Origin of the sequence: Seonamhaeicola sp. MEBiC01930 (assembly GCF_045277075.1) — a bacterium.
Taxonomy (GTDB): Bacteria; Bacteroidota; Bacteroidia; order Flavobacteriales; family Flavobacteriaceae; genus Seonamhaeicola.
Genome location: NZ_CP104270.1, coordinates 2,651,078 through 2,669,271, shown reverse-complemented (window position 1 = coordinate 2,669,271; position 18,194 = coordinate 2,651,078). Strand labels below are relative to the sequence as shown.

Sequence of the window (18,194 nt, the reverse complement as noted above, 5' to 3'; positions counted from 1 at the left end):
TCTTTGACAACCAAAATCAAATCAACAAAAAGATTTCCACAAAAAATTACTATTAAGAATAACGTATCAACTCCCTTTTCATTTGCTTTTGAAGTTCTTCAGCTTTATTAGCAGATTCTTGCGCAAAATCTTCTCCTTTTGAAGCATAAATAATACCTCTAGAGGAATTTATTAGTAATCCAACAGAATCATCATTCCAGCCATATTTACAGACATCCTGTAAATTACCTCCTTGAGCTCCTACACCAGGAACTAATAAAAAACTATCAGGTATTATTTGTCTAATCTCTGCTAAATACTCTGCTTTGGTTGCCCCAACCACATACATTAAGTTCTCGGAGTTTTGCCATGTTTTAGAGGTTTCTAAAACTGTTTTGTATAATTCTTTATCATCAACTGTTTTAGTTTGAAAGTCAAATGCGCCTTGATTAGACGTTAAGGCTAAAAGTATAGTATGCTTATCTTTAAAGGCTAAAAATGGCTCAACAGAGTCTTTACCCATGTAAGGTGCTACGGTAACTGAATCGAAAGCTAAATCTTCAAAAAAAGCTTTGGCATACATTGTACTTGTATTACCTATATCTCCTCGTTTAGCATCAGCAATTGTAAAAATTTCAGGATGTTTTTTATTTAAATAATCAATAGTCTTTTCTAATGATTTCCAACCTTTTATACCGTAAGCCTCATAAAATGCCGTATTAGGCTTATAAGCTACACATAAATGATGTGTTGCATCAATAATAGCCTTATTAAACTCAAAAATTGGATCATCCTCCTCTAAAAGATGTTCAGGTATTTTATTTAAATCTACATCCAACCCAATACATAAAAAGGATTGTTTTCGTCTGATTTCTGAAACTAGTTGATTTTTGGTCACGGAGTAAGACTTATATTGTTTCATCACTAGCCTTTAACTTTTCAGTATTTTCAGCTAGCATAAGTTCATCAATTATTTTTTGAATATCACCATTTACAATATTCTGTAAATCATAAAGGGTTAAACCAATTCTATGGTCAGTTACACGCCCTTGTGGATAATTATAGGTTCTAATTTTAGCACTTCTATCTCCAGATGACACCATACTTCCCCTTTTTGCAGCATCTTCTTCTTGCTTTTTGGCAAGCTCTAAATCGTATAACCTTGAACGTAGAACTTTAAATGCTTTTTCTTTATTCTTATGTTGCGACTTTTGATCTTGACATTGTGCCACTAATCCAGTTGGTTCATGAGTTAAACGAACTGCAGAATATGTTGTATTTACAGACTGTCCTCCAGGACCTGAAGAACAAAAATAATCTATACGAACGTCTTTAGGGTCTATTTGAACATCAAACTCTTCAGCTTCTGGAAATACCATTACAGTTGCAGCACTTGTATGAACACGCCCTTGAGTTTCAGTTTGAGGAACCCTCTGAACACGATGCACTCCAGCTTCAAACTTCAAAGTTCCATAAACATCTTCTCCTGACACTTCAAACTGAATTTCTTTAAATCCGCCATTAGTACCTTCACTAAAATCTACTGTGCTAACTTTCCAGCCTTTTCCTTCACAGTATTTGGTATACATTCTAAATAAATCGCCAGCAAAAATACTAGCTTCATCACCACCTGTACCTGCACGTAATTCTACTACTGCATTTTTAGCATCTTCTGGGTCCTTAGGAATTAACAACACACGTATTTCTTCCTCTAGTAAAGGAATTCCTTCCTTAGCATCGTCATATTGCATTTTAGCCATTTCAACCATTTCTGCATCACTACCATCGGCTATAATCTCTTCGGCTTCGGCTAAATTATTTGCGAATTCAACATAAGCCTCACGCTTATCCATTAAAATTCTTAAATCTTTGTATTCCCTATTAAGTTCAACATAACGCTTTTGGTCTGAAATAATATCTGGCTGAATAATTAAATCACTAACCTCATCAAAACGTTGCTTAATTATTTGTAATTTCTCTAACATCTACCTGCTTTAATTGGTGACCAAAAATACGATAATTTATGAATTTTAGACTAGAGACAGGAAACCGATTATAAAATAAATACAGAATATTTCAATCTATTTTGCGTTTCTATGTTTATTATGCAGCAATTAGTTTCCATATTGCTTTTTTATAGACCATTATTTTTATGGTCATTTGGGATTAACGCATTACTTCTTTTTTTCAAAGTAGAGCCGTTTGTTATACTTTTTACTAAACTTTTTTTAGTGGGGTTCTTATGGTACTTTACTAACGAAACATCAGCAAAACGAAAGTTAATAATTTACAAAAGTATTGGTGTTTCTAACTTAAAATTATTCTCAACACTCTATCTTATAGACTTATTATTAAGCATACCATTTCTATTAATTCTTAAAGAGTTTGTATAAAAAAAGGAAGCCAAAAGACTTCCTTTTTTAAAATTTAAATTTTATTAATTATCCGCACTTAGAAGAGCCACAATCTTTACAGGTTAAACAACCCTCTTGATATATTAAATTATCAGACTTACAATTATCACATACTTGTCCCTTAGCCATGGTACCATCTGCTACATATCTTTTTAATGCTCTACCTACACCATTTTTCCATGTGTTAATAGACTCCGTATCTAATTGCAAACTGTTAATCAAGTCAACAATTTTATCAATTGGCATTCCATGTCTCAAGGTACTAGATATTAGCTTAGCATAATTCCAAAACTCAGGATTAAATTTATATGATAGCCCTTCAATAGTAATTTTATAACCACGCTTATCTTTGTACTGAAAATCATAACGTTTTGTACCATCGTCATTTTTATTTTTAATAATAAGCCCATCATTAACCCAACGTGGAATTAAAATACCATCTTCATCATCTATCAAACCAGTAAAAATCTCATATGGCTTATCATCAATTAAACCTATAAAAGCAATCCATTTTTCTTTATTATTTTGAAAACGAACTACATCTGCTTCTAAAGTTTGCGGACGTTTTGTTGGAAAAGTAGTTAATGTGTTGCTCGTTTCTTCTTCTTTTTTATCATCGTTTGAAATTAATACTCCAGAACGTGATCCATCTCTATAAACCGTAACCCCTTTACAACCTACTTCCCACGCCTTTAAATACAAGTCTCCAACCAACTCTTCAGATACATCATTAGGTAAATTGATTGTAACACTAATAGAGTGATCCACCCATTTTTGAATAGCACCTTGCATACTTACTTTACTCAACCAATCTACATCATTTGAGGTAGCACCGTAATAAGGTGATTTTTTCACCAATTCATCTAATTCATCTTGAGAAAAGTTCTTAGAAGTATCAATTCCATTTACCTCCATCCATTGCTTAAACCTATGATGGAATACCACGTATTCTTCCCAAGAATCTCCAACTTCATCTACAAAATCTATACGAACATCTTTATCTCCTGGGTTTACTTTACGTCTTCGCTTATAAACAGGTAAGAATACAGGTTCAATTCCAGAAGTAGTTTGAGTCATTAAACTTGTTGTTCCCGTAGGTGCTATGGTTAATAGCGCTATATTACGCCTACCATACTCTAACATCTCGTAGTAAAGTTTACTATCTGCTTCCTTTATTCTATTTATAAATGGATTTTCTTTTTCTCTATCAGCATCAAAAATTGTAAAAGCACCACGTTCTTTTGCTAAATGCACAGATGCTCTATAAGCCTCAATTGCAATGGTTCTATGAACCTCTAATGAAAATTCATTCCCAGCTTCACTTCCATATTGAATACCTAATGCTGCTAGCATGTCACCTTCTGCTGTAATACCAATACCAGTTCTTCTTCCTTCTTCAGCTTTTTGTTTTATGTTTGTCCATAGGTTTTTTTCTACTGCTTTAACCTCATCAAGTTCTGGGTCTGAATTGATTTTTTCAAGAATTGCATCTATTTTCTCCAATTCTAAATCAATAATATCATCCATGATTCTTTGTGCATAGGCAACGTGCTCCTTGAACAAATCAAAATTGAAGGAGGCATTTTCTGTGAATGGATTATCAACATATGAAAAAAGGTTAATAGCTAGTAACCTACAGGAATCATATGGACACAAAGGAATTTCACCACAGGGATTTGTTGATACAGTTTTGTAACCTAAATCTGAATAACAATCAGGTACAGATTCATTTATTATGGTATCCCAAAACAAGATTCCTGGTTCTGCTGATTTCCATGCATTATGTACAATCTTAGACCATAAATCTCTAGCTTGAACTGTTTTAGACACCTTAGGATTAGTGCTAAATACAGGATACTTTTGAGTATATTCAGTTTCCTTTTTAACAGCGTTCATAAACGCGTCATCTATCCTTACCGAGACGTTAGCTCCTGTAACTTTTCCTTGTTCTAATTTTGCATTAATAAAATCTTCGGAATCTGGATGATTAATTGAAACTGAAAGCATTAAAGCTCCTCTTCTTCCATCTTGAGCTACCTCTCTTGTAGAATTTGAATAGCGCTCCATAAACGGTACTATTCCAGTAGATGTAAGTGCAGAATTCTTAACACCAGAACCTTTAGGACGTATATGTGATAAATCATGCCCCACACCACCTCTGCGTTTCATTAGCTGAACTTGTTCTTGATCAATCTTCATGATACCTCCATAGGAGTCCGAATCACCAGAATTTCCAATAACAAAACAATTTGATAGAGATGCTATTTGATATGGATTACCAATACCTGCCATTGGGCTTCCCTGAGGCACTATATATTTAAAATTTTTAATTAAATTAAATATTTCCTCTTCGCTTAAAGGGTTTGAGTATTTAAGCTCCACTCTTGCAATTTCTTTCGAAATTCTACGGTGCATATCATCTGGGGTAAGTTCAAAAATATTACCATCAGAATCTTTCAAAGCATATTTATTTAACCAAACACGAGCAGCTAAATCATCATTTTTAAAGTATTTTAATGACGCATTAAAAGCTTCGTCTTGGGTATAAATTTTAGGTAATGCTTTGGTAAGGTTTTCTTTCATGAGGTTTAGTATAGTTTAGTTCAAAAAGATTAATAAATTTGAACGTGAAGATACAAAAAAGCCAAGAATAAAAAACATGATAAAAATCATAAAGTTGACAAAGAAAACAACTTTAAATATTGATTTTCAGGCGTTTAAAAATTTATCAACAATAAAAAGTTAACAAATTTTTGAAAAATAAAATATAAAATAATTTTAAAAATCTACAGCAAAACCAACCCCTAAAAACTGTTTCCACTGCACTTTTGCACCTGCTTCATCAAACTCTCCTTCAACATCAGTTTCAGTAGAAGTTTTAACATCATCATCATATCTTATATGCGACCCTAAAGTAGCCCTAACAAAACTATTCACTTTGAAATCAAAATCTAGCCTCCAATCTAAATCTACATTTCCAAAATTATTAATATAGTCTGTATAAAGACTTACTTGATGTTGCATATTTATGTTTTCAGCTACCTCCATTTCATAACTATTGGTAATCAAAATCCCTAATTCCCTTCTAAACTTTTCACCAGGGATAAGAACATCTCCATCTTCATCAAAAACAGCCGGATCAACACCAAAAGCACCTGCATTAGCCAAATCTTCATCAAGAACAAAAGTTGCTTTTAAAGTTAATGGCGAGAAATAAACAGATAATTTGTCAATACGCTTACCATACTCCATTCCTCCTCCAAAGAACAAATAACCAGGAGCCATTAGCCTAGAAATTGGCACATCTTTATTAGGATATTTAAAACCATTAGCAAACTGTGTTCTAAAATTTAATCTAGCAGAGTAATACCAATTTGACAAACTATCTGGTTTATACCCTAAATTAGAATTAAGCTCTATTAAATCGTCCGTTTTTCTTAGCTCTCTTGATTGTTGTTTATTAAGTCCATAGCGCATATTAAGATTGTTACGCCAAGAGAAATATTTATCTGTATAATTCCTAGAAGATTGTATACCTAATAAGCCTGAAATTGAATTGGCACCACCAGAATTCCAGTTAACAAAAGCCACCTCACTAATATCAATAGTCGCTTTATTTTTATTTGTCCATTGAGGACCATCATATTTCTTTGGTTTTTCTTTTAAATATAAAGAATCAGGTTGTGCATTAGATAAGCTAAATGTAAGACAAACTAGGGCTATTAGAATGTTTCGCATGGTTATGTTAGGTTTTTATTAAATATGTTCTTTATCAAGAATCATTCCGTTTTTAACCTAAATAGGCCAAAACTCTAATATGTAAACTCACCAAACTCACTTTTTATTGTAAGTCTCTTTTCTTTTGAAGCTTCTACTCTACCAATTATTTTTGCATCAACATTAAAAGATTTTGAAATTTCAATAATCTCGCTTGAAATTTCAGGGCTCACATATATCTCCATTCTATGCCCACAATTAAAAACTTGATACATTTCTTTCCAATCTGTTTTAGACTGTTCCTGAATTAATTTAAAAAGCGGAGGTATTGGAAATAAATTGTCTTTAACTATATGATTTTCTTCAATAAAATGAAGGATTTTGGTTTGTGCTCCGCCGGAACAGTGAACCATTCCGTGAATGGAATCACTATTATATTTCGATAATATTTTCTTAATTATTGGCGCATATGTTCTTGTTGGAGACAATACTAATTTACCAGCATCAATGGGAGAATCTTCAACACTATCTGTTAATTTAACACCACCGGAATACACTAAATCTTCAGGTACTGAAGCATCAAAACTTTCAGGGTATTTCTTAGCTAAATACTTGTTAAAAACATCATGACGTGCAGATGTTAATCCATTACTTCCCATTCCTCCATTATATTCCTTTTCATAGGTTGCCTGCCCAAAAGATTCTAAACCAATAATAACATCACCTGGCTGAATATTAGCATTATCAATTACATCTGAACGCTTCATTCTTGCTGTTACCGTAGAATCTACAATTATAGTTCTAACTAAGTCACCAACATCTGCCGTTTCCCCCCCGGTAGAATGAATGGTTACTCCAAAAGATTTTAAATCTTCAAGCAATTCTTCTGTACCGTTTATTATAGCCGATAAAACCTCACCTGGTATTAAGTTTTTGTTTCTGCCTATAGTTGAAGACAACATAATATTATCTGTAGCACCCACACATAATAAATCGTCAATATTCATGATTAAAGCATCTTGAGCAATACCTTTCCAAACAGACACATCTCCAGTCTCTTTCCAATACATATACGCTAAAGATGATTTGGTTCCCGCCCCATCAGCGTGCATTATCAAACAATAATCCTCATCATTTGTTAAATAATCTGGAACTATTTTACAGAATGCTTTTGGAAATAATCCTTTATCAATATTTTTAATAGCATTGTGTACATCTTCTTTTGAAGCTGAAACTCCGCGTTGTGCATACCTTTTTGAAACTTCTTGACTCATAATATTATAATGTGCTGCAAAGGTAATTTTTTGAATTAAAAAATCCTGCTTTTTGAAAACAGGATTTAATAAGTTTTAAACACTATCGTGTAAATAACAATTCTCTATATTTTGTTAACGGCCAAATCTCATCATCAACCATCAATTCAAGCTTATCACAATGGTAACGAATATCATTAAATAATGGTTTTACATTTTCACAATAAGCCATTACTCTTTTTTCAATTTCTACAATTTTGTTAGCCTTCTTTCTTTCATCTATTAATTTAGTTACATTGGTATTAATTCCTTCAATGTGATTTGATATTTCTTCAATCAAACTAATTTGCTCTTTTGATACCGCTCTAAAATCTTTATCAAAAATTTCTTTTAATCCTTTTACATTCTCTACTAAAATATTCTGATATTTAACGGCAGTTGGCACAATATGATTTCTAGCAATATCTCCTAAAACGCGTCCTTCAATTTGAATATGTTTTATATAGGCTTCAATCTCTATTTCATAACGCGCTTCAACCTCAATCTTACTCATCACATTCATTTCTTCAAATAAATCAATAGTTTGTTTTGAAATTTTAGCTTTTAAGGCTTCAGGAGTAGATCTATTATTACTTAATCCACGTTTTTCGGCCTCCTTTTCCCAAACTTCACCATAGCCATTACCATCAAATAATATAGGTTTGCAAGATTTAATATACTCTCTTAAAATATTAAAAACAGCTTCATCTTTCTTTAAGCCTTTATCATCAATAAGCTTATCTACTTCAATCTTAAAATCTTTTAATTGTTTTGCAACAATTGTATTTAAAATAGTCATTGGATTTGCACAATTTGCGGTTGAACCAACGGCTCTAAACTCAAATTTATTTCCTGTAAAAGCAAATGGAGAAGTTCTATTTCTATCAGTATTATCTAAAAGCACATCTGGGATTTTACCAACTACATTAAGCTTTAATTCTGTTTTTTCTTTAGGAGACAACTTACCCTTTGTCACCCCTTCTAATTCCTCTAAAACTTTAGTTAATTGCTCACCAATAAATACAGATATAATTGCTGGAGGAGCCTCGTTTGCACCTAGTCTATGGTCATTCCCTGCAGAGGCCACTGATGCCCTTAAAAGCTCCTCATAAGAATGAACCGCCTTTATTGTATTAATAAAAAAGGTTAAAAACTGTAAATTACTCATTGGTGTTTTTCCAGGTGATAATAAGTTAATTCCTGTATCTGTAGAAAGTGACCAATTATTATGTTTACCAGAGCCATTCATTCCTTCAAATGGCTTTTCATGAAGTAAAACTTTGAAATTATGACGTGATGCTACACGACCAATAACATCCATTAATAAAGCATTATGATCTACAGCTAAATTAGCCTCTTCATAAATAGGCGCCAATTCAAATTGATTTGGTGCCACCTCATTATGTCTTGTCTTTGCCGGAATACCCAAAAGCATACATTCCTTCTCTAAATCACGCATAAAATTTAAAGCCCTATTTGGAATAGCTCCAAAATAATGATCATCCAATTGCTGACCTTTAGCAGAGGAATGCCCTAATAAAGTCCTACCAGTTAGAGTAATATCAGGTCTACTAGAAGCTAACATTTTATCTATTAAAAAATACTCTTGCTCCCAGCCTAGTGATGATGATACTTTTTTAACATTCTTATCAAAATATCTACACACAGCAGTAGCAGCGTCATCAACCGCGTGAAGCGCTCTTAATAATGGTGTTTTATAATCTAAGGCCTCTCCTGTATAAGCAACAAAAATAGTCGGTATACAAAGTGTTGTACCATAAATAAAGGCAGGTGATGTAGGGTCCCAAGCTGTATAGCCCCTTGCTTCAAAGGTGTTTCTAATACCTCCACTTGGAAAGCTTGAAGCATCCGGTTCTTGTTGCACTAATTGCGCACCATCAAATTTCTCAATAGCCACACCTTCACTAACCGTTTCAAAAAATGCATCGTGCTTTTCAGCCGTAGTTCCTGTTAATGGCTGAAACCAATGTGTATAATGAGTTACATTTTTAGATAATGCCCAATCCTTCATAGATGCAGCCACTTGGTCAGCAATATCACGTTTAATTTTAGTACCATGTTGTATTGCATTCATAACCCCTAAAAAAGCACCCTTAGTTAGGTATTGCCTCATAGTATTTTCATTAAACACATTTTCTCCAAATACTTCAGAGCGCCTTTTACTTTCATTAATTGAAATTGGTTTATGAGAAAGAGACTGTTTTATAGCATGGAATCGTAGTGTAGGCATTGACTTATTAATTTGATTTATTAGTAATTACAAAATTAACCATAGAGATTGAACCACAAAAGAACGCGTTAACAATTTTTCATTATTTATATAAAATACTATACTTTTTTTAATATATACCCTAAAAAAATAGGGTATAAATAAAAATAACACTACTATTTATTAAAACACCCCTTAATAATTTAAAGTATTTATATAAAAATATATATTTGTGCTGATAACGTTTAGATTACAAAAATTAAATATTCATTATGGCAAAAATTAAATTAGAATACCTTTGGTTAGATGGTTATAAGCCAACTCAAAATTTGAGAAGTAAAACTAAGGTAGAAGAGCACGAGAATTTTCAAGGTACCCTTGAAGAATTAGGTAACTGGTCTTTTGACGGGTCATCAACTAGACAAGCAGAAGGTGGATCTTCAGATTGTATATTAAAACCTGTTGCTATTTATCCAGATCCAGACAGAATCAACGGATACTTAGTAATGACTGAAGTTTTAAATGCAGATGGTACGCCTCATGAATCTAATGGAAGAGCTACTATTGATGATGATGATAACGATTTCTGGTTTGGTTTTGAGCAAGAATATTTCATAATGGATACAGAAACACAACTTCCTTTAGGATTCCCTATTGGTGGTTACCCTGCTCCTCAAGGAATGTACTACTGTTCTGTTGGTGGAAAAAACACTCATGGAAGAGATTTAGTTGAAGAACATGCTAACTTATGTATTGATGCTGGATTAAACTTTGAAGGTATTAACCAAGAGGTTGCTTGTGGACAATGGGAATTCCAATTATTTGCTAAAGGAGCTAAGAAAGCTGGAGATGAAATTTGGATTGCAAGATATTTATTAGACCGTTTAACTGAAAAGTATGGTTACTACATTGAGTACCACCCTAAGCCACTTGGTAAAGATTTAGATTGGAATGGTTCTGGTATGCACGCAAACTTCTCTAACACAACTTTAAGAACTTGTGGAGATAAAGCTACTTACGAAGCTATTTGTGAAGCATTCCGTCCAGTAGTAAAAGAGCACATTGAAGTTTACGGTGAGTTTAACGACCAACGTTTAACTGGTGAGCACGAAACTCAGTCTATAGATCAATTCTCTTATGGTATTTCAGACCGTGGAGCTTCAATCCGTATTCCAATTATCACTGTTGAGAAAGGTTGGAAAGGTTGGTTAGAAGATAGAAGACCAGCTTCTAACGGTGATCCATACAAGATTGCAGGAAGAATTATTAAAACTGTTAAATCTGCTAAAATATAATTTAGCAACAGATTTTGTTCATAATAAAAAAGCACTTACAATATGTAAGTGCTTTTTTAATTTATCACTTCGAGTGATTTTGATTTTAATGAGAATCGTATCGAGAAGTTGGGCGTTACCTTAGGTCGGGCTTTCCAATACAATCTTTTCTTCTGTCATTCCAATGGCAATTTCCAATTACCTGTGGCAATCTCTTATCAGTTATGAGATTACCACGTCGCTAGCTCCTTGTAATGACGCTCTTTTGCCAACAAAAAAAGGATTTCCTTTGCAATCCCTAACGCACTTACTTGCTTGCTTAAGTTTTAAAGACCAACTTTAATTGTTTTTGGAAAAGTTCGTTTAACGGTTTTGTGTATGATTTCGTTGCGTGTTTCAGCAATTAAATTAGAAAACAAAAACGAACCAGAGGAAATTCCTTCGGAATTTCCAAGTAGGCTAGTACTAGCAATGAATTATACACGGTGTTGTGCTTTCGTTATTTTTTACTCAATTCTTGGTTTATTAGTTCGTTAAGAGAATGCATCTCATTTTCAAAATTAGAATAGGTAGGTTCTTGTAGTGCAGTCCCAGATAAAAATAATTCGTAAAGCAAATTTTCAAATTCTTTTAATTTTATTAAATTTTTGTTGCTGCCTCTAGTAGTCGATAAATCTAATTCGAACTGTTTGGACAAGCCCAAGTCCTCGATGATAATTCGAATATCTCCAGATTTATTCATCAAATTCTTTATTTTTTCTATGACATTGTTTACTTGCTCTTCTTGTAATCTCACTACATTAATTTTACCTTCCCAAGATGCTAAAATTCCACGAATACTGTCATTCTCAATATCTTTTAAACCTCCTGAATATATTATTTGGTTCAAGGCTCCATTTTCATATTGAATAAATAAATCAGAACTAACATTTGTGGCTAAAAGCGTAGATATATTACTTTCGGTTAAATCATTTAATAGAACTTCAGAATTAATTACATTCAACATATCCCGAGTAGCATTTATTATTCGGGTCAATTCCGCTGTTTCTGCAGAAAGCGAGTTAATATTACTAGTCATCTCACGTTTAACCAACATTAGATGGTTTTCTTGCTGTTTCTGAATTGTATTTTGTTGGTTTAGATTATTTAGATATAGTGCAATCAAAATCCCTATAACAACAAGTATAATTTCGCCAATTGCGTATTTAAAATACTTTCCTGTTTTTCCCTCGGAAAGCAAATTTTGTCTAATTTTTCTAAAGAATTTTATCATTGGTTAGCGGTTTGTGGTAATGAAGCACAATGGTCTTATGGATATAAATTGTATTGCATATTGTTTATATCCAATGTTAAACGAAGTTAGCGAATTTTTCGTACAAAGTCAAGCTGCGACATTACTCTTATGATGCACTAAAACTTCCCTCTAGTAAAAATCAAAAACATAAATACCCCATAAGCAAACACCAAGAAGAAACCTTTGGCTCTACTAATTTGTAAACGCTTAGGCAAAAATATTAAGGGTATTAAAACAGCCGAAATACCAATCATCCAGAATATATCGTTCGATAAAATTTGAGGTTCAGTTACCGGAATTGGTTTTACCAAAGCCGTTAAGCCCAAAACAGATGCTATATTAAATATATTAGAGCCAATAAGATTACCTAATGAAATAGCCTTCTCTTGTTTTGCTGCTGCAATCACAGAAGCAGCTAATTCAGGCACACTAGTACCAATAGCTATTAAAGAAACTCCTATTACTGCCTCACTCACGCCAACAGCTCTGGCAATTTCTTTAGAACCAGTTACCAGCCATTCACTACCAAAATAAAGAGCAACAGCGCCAATTACTAACCAAAGTGTTATTTTAAAATTTGAAACCGTAGCTAAGGCATCATCCACCTCTTCTACAACGGTTTCTTTTTTTGCATTTCTAATTAAAATATATAAGAATAAGATTAACCCAATAAAAAGTGTTCCTCCTTCTAATGCAGACAATGTCCCATCATTTTTTAAAAAGAAATAAAGTACCATTGAAAAAACCATCATTACGGGCCAATTAAGCCTATAAAAAGATCTATCTACAGCAATGGCACCAACCATAGCTGTAACACCTAATACCAAACCAATATTAGCAATGTTAGAACCCACAACATTATTTATTGCTATGGCAGGAGACCCGGATAACGCAGCATTTAAACTCACCAACAGTTCTGGTGCAGAGGTAGCAAATGATACCACGGTCATACCTATAACCATTTTAGAAATGTTGAATTTAAAAGATAAAGCTACGGAAGACCTTACTAAATATTCACCGCCAACCACTAAAAGAATAAACCCAAGGATTACCCAAAGTACACTCATAAAAATATTTTTTGCGAAGATAAATTAAAGTTGGAAGTTAAATGTTAGTAGGCTGAGGTTATTTATTGTTTCATAATCATTTTACTAAAGACGAAATGCATATTTATATCGACTAATCGCATTTCTAGTATGACATTCATCGAAAAACAGATGAACAACCTCCCAATTTAAATATTATTCATAAAATTTGAAACACCAAATCTATAAAACATAAACACTATGAAAAAAATAACTTTTATCCTACTAGTCTTATTATTAGCCATAACCTCATGTTCTAAAGACAATATTGAAATAGTTGGAGTAGAAATATCTGGTACATACAGCTTAAATGGCACATATATGTTAGATAAAACCTATACAAAAGGACCAAAATATGTAAATACTTTAGATGAATCTAAACGTCTCATTACATACAATGATGAAGGAACTGAAATGTGGGGTTTGATGTATACAAATATTCTATATTATAAAATAGAGGCTAACGGAGAATATCCACCAAAGTCTGATTGGGAATGTGGTATAGGTGCAGATAAAGACGCTTTTAAATGTGAACTCATTATAGATTAAACCAATAATATTTCATCCATAAAATCCGACTTTATTTTTGAGTCGGATTTTTTATTTTATAATCTTTAAAAAGATGATTTGGCAAAAAAAACACTTTTTTACAATAAACTTCCCCTTGGTTTTAAAATTTCAACCTAAAATAGCCCTTCAAATATTACATTTTTAAACAAAAAAACAATCTTAAACTAACATAAATAAACTTTTACAAAGACAGTCACTAAAATACTGAAACTAATTTCATTTTTTTACTTACAATTACGCATTCAATTTCATCGATTTTTTAAAAAACACTTGGAGATCATATTAGTAAATATATATCTTAAAAAAACATTGATATAATAATACTATTTACTAACCCTTAAAACCTTTAAAATATGATGACACTTGCCAAAATTGTAGTTGATATAATTATTATAATCATATCAATTTTCTAATTCCTTAAAAAGTAAAACTTAGTTCTAGAATAAGTTTTATTATTTTTAACCTTTAAACTGGATTTATAAAATGCAAAAGCAAGTATTTAAGGCACTAGCAAAAATTAACAAAGCTGTTTTACCAAGCTACACCAAAAAAGGATTAGATATTGCAAAAGCAACAAAATTTCAATTAGCTATAATTGGCTGGAGATGGTATGTAACAAAAAACACATTGGATTAACAACTACACATTTGGTGCTGTTGCCTTATACAATATTGCTTTAGAACTTGTAACTATTGAGTAATCACAATTTGCCAATATTAAACCAGACTCTCCTTTAGCTAAATTTAAAGTAGTTCCTTTTTTATCAGACAACTCAACTTCCCCTTCAATTACAATTACAATTTGCGCACTACTAGAACAAGAATTATATACATTTGAATCTAATAGTTTTATTTGGCTTAATTCAAAATCAGGGGCAGGACTTTTATAAATCCTTTCTAATCCATCAGGTTGACTTTCCCCTCTTATGATATTTGGAACAGTAGCTTCAAAAGCCACATGCTTTAACAATTCTGGAACATCGACATGTTTAGGTGTTAAACCTCCTCTTAATACATTATCAGAATTAGCCATAAGTTCCATATTCTGTCCCTCTAAATAAGCATGAGGAATTCCAGCATCCTGAAAAACAGCTTCTCCTTTTTCTACTTTAACTATGTTGAAAAAATAAATAGAGTAAATACCTTTATCTATTGATGAATCATTGCTTGACTCAATAGCTTTTGCAGCCCAATATGCCGGGTCTGATTTACTAAGTTTACCTTTATTATATAGCGGCAAAATTCGTTCAATAAGAGGTTTTAAAACATTAATAGTTTCCTCTTCTGTTTGCTCCATAACGGCGCGATATAGCCCTAAATAGCCATCTTCTTTAAAGACAGGTAAGAGTTGCATAAATTCAGGCGTTGAACTTAGAACTTTACTAAGTTTCTCTTCGGTTAAAAATCCATGTAGTAACCAAAATTCACTTAAAGCAACCATAATTTCTGGTTTATGGTTATCGTCTTTATAATTCCTATGAGGTGCTGTTAAAGGAATACCTAATTCATTCTCAAGTTTAAATCCTTTTTCAGCTTCCACTTTAGTGGGATGTACTTGAATTGACAACATATCATTCACATCTAGCACTTTAAATAAAAAGGGAAGTCTTCCAAATGTATTGGTAACTTTAACTCCTAAACCTTCTTCTAAATTTTCATTTAAAAACTCATTTAAATTAACTGACCCATTTTCACTCGTTACAATAGATGGTGCATTTACATGTGCTCCTAACCAATATTCTGCATAAGGTTTGCTTTCAGGTGTTATTCCTAATAAATCTGGAATATATTGTTTACCACCCCAAGCATAATTTTGAATTTTTCCTTTTAGAGCAAAAATCTTTGTCATAATTGTTAATTATTTTCTTATTTAAATGTTATTAATTTTAAACTGTTGTAAGAAGTATCTACTTATCTACTGCAACTACTTCAAACTGTTTTTTAAGTTGAATATTTTCAGATGAACTTCCAATCAAAATTTCAAACTCACCAGCCTCAACAGTCCAGTTCATATTTTTGTCAAAAATAGCTAAATCGTCTGGGTGAATGGAAAAATTTATTGTTTTTGTTTCTCCTGGATTTAAAGGAACTCTTTCAAAACCTCTTAGTACAGAATCATAAGTAGTTACACTACTAACCTTATCTTTAATGTATAATTGCACTATTTCATCTCCGGCCCTATCTCCAGTATTTTTTACTTTAAATGACACATTAACATTGGCTTGAGCTCTAATTAAAGTTGGAGTTACCTCCAAATCACTATATTCAAAAGTTGTATAACTTAAACCATATCCAAAAGGATATAATGGCCCTAAAACACGTGTATTACCATAACCATTTGGTCCCGCTCCAGGTTGACCTGCCTGCGATCCTGGTTTAAACGGAAAATTTAAAGGAATCTGTCCTACAGCTTTTGGAAACGTAATTGATAGTTTACCCCCAGGATTATATTCTCCAAACAAGGTTTCTGCAATTACTTCTCCTGCTGCGGTACTAGGAAACCAAGCTTCTAAAATAGCTGGTAAAAATTTATTCTCCCAATTGATGGTTAATGGCTGACCATTAATTAATACCAAAACAACAGGTTTACCAGTGTTATATAAAGCTTGAACCAATTGAAACTGACGCCCTGGTAACCCTAAACTGGTTCTTGATTTAGTTTCTCCAACTCGTTTTTCATCTTCTCCTACAACTGCAATTATAACATCTGATTGTTTAGCCTTTGCAACTGCAGCATCAATATCGGCTTTTTCTTTTTCAGTTAATGGCGTTGGAATAATTTCACTACCAGGCCAATTTGCATCTATTATATCGCATCCCTTTTCAAAGATCACATTAGCCTTATTGCCGGCGTATTGCTTAATACCTTCAAAAACGGAAACTGACGGATTAAATGCTGGCCCGTAACGGCTGTAGGTAAAACTCACCTCATTTGCTAAAGGACCCGTAACTAAAATGTTATTTAGATTATCTACATTTAATGGCAACGTATTATTATCATTTTTCAGAAGCACTAAAGACTCCCTATTTATTTGTTTAGAAAGCGCTTCATCTTCATCAGTATGTACTAATTTGTCAGCAGCATCAGTATTTTCTACATAAGGATTATCAAAGAGTCCTAGCCTAAATTTCACCCTTAAAACATCAGCCACCCTAGCATTGATAGTTTTCATAGAAATATCGCCATCAGCTATTAGTTCTCGTAATGGTTCAATAAAAGATTCCGGGGTTCTAAATGTAGTACGTACATTAAGACCTGCTTCAATTACTTGACGAACGGCTTCCTTATAATCTTTAGCTACACGATGTTTTTCCGATACATATTCAACAGCTTCGCTATCAGAGACCACATACCCATTAAATCCATATTTTTCACGAAGAAGTTCCGTTAAGAAATATTTACTAGCTGAAATAGGTACACCGTCATAATCATTATAACTGCTCATAACTCCCATAGGAGCTGCTTCTTTAATTACTTTTTCAAACGGGTATAAATGCAACTGAAACATTTCCCTTGGTGCAACATGTGGATCTGTTCTAGCATCTCCATCTCTGGCTCCCTTAGGTATGCTATAAACTGCAAAATGCTTTAAGGTTGAAGCAACACCTTCAGATTGAATACCCAGAGTCATTTCTTTTCCCATTTCAGCAATATGAAAAGGTTCTTCTCCATAACATTCTAATACACGCCCCCAACGTTGGTCTCTAGCAACATCTAATATGGGCGCATACACATTAGTGTACCCCAAAGCTTTGGCCTCTCTACCAACCATTTCTCCTGCCTTTCTTACCAATTCCTTATTCCAAGTACTACCTATTCCAATAGGAGCTGGTAATGGGGTTGCCTTTTCATGACACAAACCATGAACACCCTCATTTGTAAAATCAACAGGTATACCTAACCTAGTTTCTTCAACAAACCACTTTTGAACCGTATTAATGGCTTCAGCATGGGTACTATAAGGATAAGCATACTTTGTATGTGTTTTTTTTTGATTCCAAATAGTGTTTAAATGTTCATCTATATTAGCAATACCGTCCTTCCAAACTCTACTTTTCCATTTTTCATTAGGCATTTCATCTTCTAAAACCCTTGAAAAACCATATAATGTTGTTAATTGACAGGTTTTCTCATTAACATTCATTAAAGAAATAAGGTTTTGAACCCTTGATTCCAGTGGTTCTTTAGAATCTTCATAAGTATCTTTTTCTCCGTTTTTATTAAAATCTATCCAATCTTTATGATATATAGATTTATCTGTGGTTTTCATTCCTAATAATAGAAAAACAACAAAAACTACTCCTACTACCTTATTAAACTTCATCCTAAAAACTTATGA

Annotated in this window: 13 protein-coding genes; 3 read left to right on the top strand and 10 right to left on the bottom strand. The window is 32.8% G+C overall.

The window, feature by feature from the left end:
- Window positions 1–52 precede the first annotated feature (52 nt).
- From pyrF to N1F78_RS11440, 6 genes are all read right to left on the bottom strand, one after another.
- Window positions 53–901: an orotidine-5'-phosphate decarboxylase gene (pyrF, locus tag N1F78_RS11465; protein WP_406683302.1), complete on the bottom strand. Its 849-nt coding sequence runs from the start codon at window positions 899–901 to the stop codon at window positions 53–55.
- A complete protein-coding gene (prfA, locus tag N1F78_RS11460; protein WP_406683301.1) occupies window positions 888–1,964 on the bottom strand; it encodes a peptide chain release factor 1 in 1,077 nt (358 codons plus the stop codon). The genes pyrF and prfA overlap by 14 nt, the downstream gene beginning before the upstream one ends.
- Before the next feature lie 456 nt (window positions 1,965–2,420).
- Entirely contained in the window at window positions 2,421–4,976 is a 2,556-nt protein-coding gene (locus N1F78_RS11455) for an adenosylcobalamin-dependent ribonucleoside-diphosphate reductase (RefSeq protein WP_406683300.1), read from the bottom strand.
- Window positions 4,977–5,171: 195 nt separating this feature from the next.
- Window positions 5,172–6,131 carry a DUF3078 domain-containing protein gene (locus N1F78_RS11450; RefSeq protein ID WP_406683299.1) on the bottom strand — a complete coding sequence of 320 codons (960 nt, stop codon included), beginning with the start codon at window positions 6,129–6,131 and terminating at the stop codon, window positions 5,172–5,174.
- Window positions 6,132–6,205: 74 nt separating this feature from the next.
- Window positions 6,206–7,384: an AIR synthase related protein gene (locus N1F78_RS11445; RefSeq protein ID WP_406683298.1), complete on the bottom strand. Its 1,179-nt coding sequence runs from the start codon at window positions 7,382–7,384 to the stop codon at window positions 6,206–6,208.
- An 82-nt stretch (window positions 7,385–7,466) separates the two neighbouring features.
- A complete protein-coding gene (locus N1F78_RS11440; protein ID WP_406683297.1) occupies window positions 7,467–9,653 on the bottom strand; it encodes a glutamine synthetase III in 2,187 nt (728 codons plus the stop codon).
- Between the two features lie 251 nt (window positions 9,654–9,904).
- On the opposite strand from N1F78_RS11440, the gene N1F78_RS11435 reads away from it, so the two are divergent.
- Window positions 9,905–10,927 (top strand): glutamine synthetase beta-grasp domain-containing protein, encoded by a 1,023-nt coding sequence (locus N1F78_RS11435; RefSeq protein WP_406683296.1) that lies wholly within the window; start codon window positions 9,905–9,907, stop codon window positions 10,925–10,927.
- Between the two features lie 478 nt (window positions 10,928–11,405).
- Here N1F78_RS11435 and N1F78_RS11430 read toward each other — a convergent pair whose 3' ends face one another.
- On the bottom strand, window positions 11,406–12,179 hold the full coding sequence (locus N1F78_RS11430) for a hypothetical protein (protein WP_406683295.1): 774 nt from the start codon (window positions 12,177–12,179) through the stop codon (window positions 11,406–11,408).
- Between the two features lie 137 nt (window positions 12,180–12,316).
- Complete coding sequence (locus tag N1F78_RS11425) at window positions 12,317–13,267, bottom strand: calcium/sodium antiporter (RefSeq protein ID WP_406683294.1); 951 nt, start codon at window positions 13,265–13,267, stop codon at window positions 12,317–12,319.
- 219 nt (window positions 13,268–13,486) lie between these two features.
- Here N1F78_RS11425 and N1F78_RS11420 point away from each other — a divergent pair, with 219 nt between their 5' ends.
- On the top strand, window positions 13,487–13,834 hold the full coding sequence (locus N1F78_RS11420; RefSeq protein ID WP_406683293.1) for a hypothetical protein: 348 nt from the start codon (window positions 13,487–13,489) through the stop codon (window positions 13,832–13,834).
- A 504-nt stretch (window positions 13,835–14,338) separates the two neighbouring features.
- Window positions 14,339–14,491: an SsrA-binding protein gene (locus N1F78_RS11415; RefSeq protein ID WP_406683292.1), complete on the top strand. Its 153-nt coding sequence runs from the start codon at window positions 14,339–14,341 to the stop codon at window positions 14,489–14,491.
- A gap of 3 nt (window positions 14,492–14,494) precedes the next feature.
- On the opposite strand, the gene manA is transcribed toward N1F78_RS11415, so the two are convergent.
- Both manA and N1F78_RS11405 read right to left on the bottom strand, forming a co-directional pair.
- On the bottom strand, window positions 14,495–15,703 hold the full coding sequence (gene manA, locus N1F78_RS11410) for a mannose-6-phosphate isomerase, class I (RefSeq protein ID WP_406683291.1): 1,209 nt from the start codon (window positions 15,701–15,703) through the stop codon (window positions 14,495–14,497).
- 58 nt (window positions 15,704–15,761) lie between these two features.
- Entirely contained in the window at window positions 15,762–18,179 is a 2,418-nt protein-coding gene (locus N1F78_RS11405) for a glycoside hydrolase family 3 N-terminal domain-containing protein (protein ID WP_406683290.1), read from the bottom strand.
- Window positions 18,180–18,194: the final 15 nt, after the last annotated feature.

Coding starts and splice junctions, on each gene's coding strand:
- pyrF (WP_406683302.1), bottom strand. CDS start 901: ATGAAACAATATAAGTCTTACTCCGTGACCAAAAATCAACTAGTTTCA.
- prfA (WP_406683301.1), bottom strand. CDS start 1,964: ATGTTAGAGAAATTACAAATAATTAAGCAACGTTTTGATGAGGTTAGT.
- N1F78_RS11455 (WP_406683300.1), bottom strand. CDS start 4,976: ATGAAAGAAAACCTTACCAAAGCATTACCTAAAATTTATACCCAAGAC.
- N1F78_RS11450 (WP_406683299.1), bottom strand. CDS start 6,131: ATGCGAAACATTCTAATAGCCCTAGTTTGTCTTACATTTAGCTTATCT.
- N1F78_RS11445 (WP_406683298.1), bottom strand. CDS start 7,384: ATGAGTCAAGAAGTTTCAAAAAGGTATGCACAACGCGGAGTTTCAGCT.
- N1F78_RS11440 (WP_406683297.1), bottom strand. CDS start 9,653: ATGCCTACACTACGATTCCATGCTATAAAACAGTCTCTTTCTCATAAA.
- N1F78_RS11435 (WP_406683296.1), top strand. CDS start 9,905: ATGGCAAAAATTAAATTAGAATACCTTTGGTTAGATGGTTATAAGCCA.
- N1F78_RS11430 (WP_406683295.1), bottom strand. CDS start 12,179: ATGATAAAATTCTTTAGAAAAATTAGACAAAATTTGCTTTCCGAGGGA.
- N1F78_RS11425 (WP_406683294.1), bottom strand. CDS start 13,267: ATGAGTGTACTTTGGGTAATCCTTGGGTTTATTCTTTTAGTGGTTGGC.
- N1F78_RS11420 (WP_406683293.1), top strand. CDS start 13,487: ATGAAAAAAATAACTTTTATCCTACTAGTCTTATTATTAGCCATAACC.
- N1F78_RS11415 (WP_406683292.1), top strand. CDS start 14,339: ATGCAAAAGCAAGTATTTAAGGCACTAGCAAAAATTAACAAAGCTGTT.
- manA (WP_406683291.1), bottom strand. CDS start 15,703: ATGACAAAGATTTTTGCTCTAAAAGGAAAAATTCAAAATTATGCTTGG.
- N1F78_RS11405 (WP_406683290.1), bottom strand. CDS start 18,179: ATGAAGTTTAATAAGGTAGTAGGAGTAGTTTTTGTTGTTTTTCTATTA.